Raw genomic sequence first — 4,718 nt, 5'->3', positions numbered from 1 at the left:
ATCCCAAAAAGGATCATTACCTTGGGGAGGCGCGCCGACCTTTTCAGCGGTCTCCTAGGTCTCCCGGGTTGGCGGGGTCTCCCGGGACAGGTAGCCGTAGAGAAACGCATGAACGCTCTCAGTGGCGATTTTTTCGATCTCGGCATCCTCGATCGGGGCCGCACCGAGTTGGGTCCTGCTGGTCACCCTGGCCGTGATGAGCACCGCGAAGTGTTGAGCTGCGCACTCGGCGTCCTCGATCCGGAGCAGTCCTCGATCACTCAGGCGTGCCAGCTGGGCCGCCAGCGCGTGCTGGACCCGAAGAGGACCGGCCTCCTGCCAGGCCTCGTGCAGTTCCCGCGGAAAGCGCTCGGCCTCGGCATTGATCCTTCGGACGATCGCGAAATGGTCCGCGAACTCCGGCAGCGGCCTGAGCCACTGCCTGCCGAAGGCGATGAGATCGGCCTCCAGATCGGTGATCTCGCCGAGGTGGCGTTGGATGATTGCTTCGTAGGCGGCCGCGACCTGATGTGAGCTTTCGGTCAGTACGGTGACGAACAGGTGTTCCTTACTCTCGAAGTGGTTGTAGATCGTACGGGTCGACACTCCGGCCTCTGTGGCGATCATGTCGATGCTCGCCCCGAGGTAGCCGACGCGACCGAACACCGCCCGGGCGGCACGCATGACGGCCTGGCGTTTGTGCGTCATGCCCCGGCGCGGTCGGGCTTGTTCCTCGTCCGTGTTGGTCAACGTGGTTCCCGGGATCAGAGTGTAGAGCGGATCATGTATTGCCATGCACGTTGTGTTTTACAAAATTGCCATGCACGTTGTACTTTACTTTACGTGACCATCACGTCAAGGCGTCTGGCTGATCACGCCGATGTGCCCGGTGGTTTCACGTCCTCGCTGTTCCCGCTGTTCCCGCTCTCACCACCGACCGGCTGGCGGTCGGGTGCTGACCCGTACGACCCGTACCGGCCGCCGTTACGCATACGACGTCGGTGGGCGCCGGCGGACTGACCGTCCATATACATCAACGACAGACAGGGAGTGCGACGATGTCCAGTCACGCCCTCAAGCTCGCCGTGATACTCGGCAGCGTCAGGCAGGGGCGTTTCGGCCCGGTGGTCGCGCAGTGGTTTCTCGGCGAAGCGCGGCAGCACGGCCAGTTCGATGTGGAACTGATCGATCTGGCGGAAGCGCCCTTGCCGCTCGTGCTTCCGTCCGAGTCGCCGAAGGCTGCGGCTGCGTACCCACGTCCGGCCGGGATGGCGGATCTCACCAGGAAACTGGATGCGGCGGACGTGTTTGTCGTGGTGACGCCGGAGTACAACCACAGTTTCCCCGCATCGGTCAAGAGCCTCATCGATTGGCACTTCACCCAGTGGCAGGCCAAGCCGATCGGTTTCGTGTCCTACGGCGGAGTCGCCGGCGGTCTACGGGCTGTTGAGCAGTTGCGGTTGGTGTTTGCCGAGATGCATGCGGTCACTGTACGTGACACTGTCAGTTTCCACAGATATCCGGAGCTTTTCGATGCCGACGGTCGACTGGCCGACCCTGACGGACCGAACGGCGCAGCCAAGATCCTTCTTGATCAGCTCGCGTGGTGGGGCGCTGTGCTCCACGACGCAAGGCTCAACAGCCCATACAGCATTGGAGTTTAGGACACCGCACCATACGCTGCCGTCTCCGTCGGCGGACGGGCGGGGCTGTGGTTCGTGCTCCACCGGCCAGCCCTCAGTACCACGCTGCGACGGTGCCCGGCGCCGGTGATCCTGGAGGGGGTCTCTCCGCGTACCAACGGGCCGCTTGCTGCAACATGTCCTGTGACCAGGGCGCTTCGGGTGATCGGGGTGAGGCCCTGCCAGCCCGGAAAGCCCGGCGATCATTGAGGCGAGCGTCCACCCGATGACCGCGTTATCGGGTGGACCGGCGGATGAATTAGCAGAACCGGGGTCGATGAGGCCGATCCGGTGGGTTCTCGCCGCGTTGATGATGGTGGGACCTCCCAGGCGTCGGACCTACCGCCGCGGACCTGCGGTCACAGGTCGGTTCCGCTTGAGTTGCCCAATTCGAGCGTTGTTCTGCACAGCGTCCCCTAAAATCACATAGTTCACTGCTGCGCTCATCGGTGTGAGGAAGGTCAGGATCAGGAGTGGGGAACTCGCTGTTGTCACCAGTGCTTCGTCGGATTCGTCAACCAACTTCGAAGTGAACTACATTAATCGGATCGGCGTCCAGGATTATACGCGGTTGGATCCGACGGCCCGCGGCGGGTATGACAAGCTGAGACAAACGCCGGTCGCCGTGACACAACTGACTTCCAACGGACTGTCGATCCCCTTCGACGGCGCCCGCTTCACGTTGCTGCGCGACAGTACTCCGCTGCTGTCCGACCCGGACGCGCTCCGACGCCGGTTCCACGACGACGGCTATCTGCACCTGCGTGGTGCGCTTGATCCCGACGAGGTCCGCGCGCTGCGGGCGGACTATTTCTCCCGATTTGATCCGATTTACCTCAAGGCGGGCACCGAGCCGGTCCACGGTGTTTTCTCCGGGCAGCTACCGTCGGGTCTTCCGCCGCACGGCTGGCCGGGTCATCCGGCCCACAGCTTCGTCCGTTCCGCGGCCTTCATCCGGTTCATAGAGAACCCGACGCTGCTGCGCCTGGCCGAGACGCTCCTGGGCGCTTCCGCGGTCCTGCTGCCACGGCGTATCGTACGGCACTTCCACCGCGGGTCGTCCAGTGCGACCCGTGCCCACGTCGACTTCGACTACCTCGACGAGGGTTCTGATCAGTTGGTGACGATGTGGATCCCGCTGGGTGACTGCTCGGTCGAGACCGGCGGCATCATCTACCTGGAGGGTTCACACCGGCTCAGCCGTGAGGAGCTGGCGCCCCTGCGCAAGGTGACGGACCGTCCGGACGATCCCCGGCCGATCAGCCACGACCTCTCCTGGGTCTCCACCCGTCTGGGCCTGCGGTGGATGCACATCGTCAGCAGAGCCGGCGACATCACTTTGCACAACTCGCACCTCATCCACGCCTCCCTGGACGTCACAGGGGAGGTGATGCGCCTGTCCACCGATCTGCGCTTCGCCCGGCGTGGCGACAATATCGACTACCGCTGGACGATCCCCTGGTCGGGCAATGACGGAAACTAAAGATCCTGTTCTGGCTCCCGTGCCTGATCGGCCGCGACGGAGATCGGCGTGCATACGGCCTCTCTTGTCAAGGCGGTGCAGGTCGAGCTGACCACTGCGGCCGCCGGCTTGCGGAGAGCATTTTTATCGTCGTCGGCTTCGACGCGTTCTTTGCCGCGCAGCGGCGACGGTACAGCGGACGCGGTGACGATTCCAAGGTCGATGAGGAGATGGGTCCTCCTGATGTCGGAATCGCCGAGAATAACGACGGTTTCTCCCACATCGACCCAAGTGTCGATGCGGGAGACGATAGCAGTATTCATGCCTGGGATGCGGACGGAGGTGAGATCTCGGGAGAATTTCAGGGAGGCTGCTCCTCGCATACCGACCCATACTGGAATGATCTTTACTGGCCGGCTCCGGACACACGGAACAGTATCCTGGTGGCGTCAGTACGGGCAGGCGTACGTGGGCAGGAGACAAAGCGTGCAGCGCGACCCAAAATCGATTCCGTCCTCGGGCGACGAGCCGGACCGGGCCGGGGTCACCACCGATATTGATGCTCCGGTGACGGTACGCATCCCCGCCGAAGGGGTCGAACTGGTCGGCGACGCCTATGGTGACCCGGCTGCCGTCCCGGTACTGTTCCTGCACGGAGGCGGTCAGACCCGCCACTCCTGGGGCACGACCGCCCACACGCTCGCCCGCAACGGCTGGCATGCACTCACCATCGATCTGCGCGGGCATGGCGACAGTGGATGGTCGCCCGACGGGATCTATCCACTGAGCCGGTTCGCCACCGACGTCGTAGCGGTCGTGCGGTGGACGGGACGAGTGCCCGTGCTCATCGGGGCATCCCTCGGTGGCATCGCCTCGCTTGCGGCCCTTGAGCAGCATCCCGACCTCGCCGCCGGCATAGTCCTCGTCGACGTCTCACCGTTCCTGCAACCCGCCGGTACGAACCGTATCCGCGAATTCATGACGGCCAAGCCGGAAGGCTACGGTTCCCTGGACGAAGTCGCCGACGCCGTCGCGGCCTATCTCCCCCATCGGCCCCGGCCAGGCAATATCAGTGGCCTGCGCAAGAACCTCCGTCATGTCAACGGCCGGTGGTTCTGGCATTGGGACCCCGCCTTCCTGCGTGATCCCAACAATCAGCCATCCCAACGTGAGCGTACGATTACTTCCGGGATCGACACCGCGGCCGTCTCGCTGCGGATCCCGACCCTGCTCGTGCGTGGCGGCGAGTCGGACGTGCTGAGCGTTGACGATGCCCGTCGCTTCCTAGAGCTGATCCCCCACGCCGAATACGTCGACGTCGCCGGTGCCCACCACATGGTCGCCGGCGACGACAACTCGGTCTTCGACCAGGCGGTCCATGACTTTCTCGACCGGCGTATCCGTCCCCGCCGACGTCCCGACCTCGCCACGACCCCTCCGTCGTTGTGAGGGGCCTGCCGGAACCTGTCGGTTGATCTTCAATCGGGCGGATCGTCGACATGTATGGCCGACATCTGCGTGAGGTTCGGGTGGCGCGGGGGTTTGTTAGAGGAGTTGTTCGGCCCAGATGGTTTTGCCGGTGCCGTTGTAGCGGG

General features: G+C 63.9%; 5 protein-coding genes. 3 read left to right on the top strand and 2 right to left on the bottom strand.

The genetic code is table 11. The annotated features are described in order from the left end of the window. Positions 1-54: 54 nt before the first annotated feature. Positions 55-774: a TetR/AcrR family transcriptional regulator gene (locus CV1CTNOD_RS22475; protein WP_131787944.1), complete on the bottom strand. Its 720-nt coding sequence runs from the start codon at positions 772-774 to the stop codon at positions 55-57. A 263-nt stretch (positions 775-1,037) separates the two neighbouring features. Here CV1CTNOD_RS22475 and CV1CTNOD_RS22470 point away from each other — a divergent pair, with 263 nt between their 5' ends. Both CV1CTNOD_RS22470 and CV1CTNOD_RS22465 read left to right on the top strand, forming a co-directional pair. Continuing rightward, complete coding sequence (locus CV1CTNOD_RS22470; RefSeq protein WP_131787946.1) at positions 1,038-1,643, top strand: NADPH-dependent FMN reductase; 606 nt, start codon at positions 1,038-1,040, stop codon at positions 1,641-1,643. A 643-nt stretch (positions 1,644-2,286) separates the two neighbouring features. Further along, positions 2,287-3,144, top strand: coding sequence for a phytanoyl-CoA dioxygenase family protein (locus CV1CTNOD_RS22465; RefSeq protein WP_242606935.1), 858 nt, complete (start codon positions 2,287-2,289; stop codon positions 3,142-3,144). Here the strand turns inward: CV1CTNOD_RS22465 and CV1CTNOD_RS22460 are convergent. Then, a complete protein-coding gene (locus tag CV1CTNOD_RS22460) occupies positions 3,141-3,446 on the bottom strand; it encodes a hypothetical protein (protein WP_131787943.1) in 306 nt (101 codons plus the stop codon). The genes CV1CTNOD_RS22465 and CV1CTNOD_RS22460 overlap by 4 nt on opposite strands. A gap of 163 nt (positions 3,447-3,609) precedes the next feature. Between CV1CTNOD_RS22460 and CV1CTNOD_RS22455 the strand changes: the two genes are divergently transcribed. Continuing rightward, on the top strand, positions 3,610-4,572 hold the full coding sequence (locus CV1CTNOD_RS22455) for an alpha/beta fold hydrolase (protein ID WP_207386613.1): 963 nt from the start codon (positions 3,610-3,612) through the stop codon (positions 4,570-4,572). The last annotated feature ends 146 nt before the right edge of the window (positions 4,573-4,718 follow it).

The sequence above is a fragment of the Protofrankia symbiont of Coriaria ruscifolia genome (assembly GCF_900634745.1).
Classification (GTDB): Bacteria; Actinomycetota; Actinomycetes; order Frankiales; family Frankiaceae; genus Protofrankia; species Protofrankia californiensis.
Note: the sequence above shows the minus strand (reverse complement) of the source record. Positions and strands in the feature narration are given on the sequence as shown.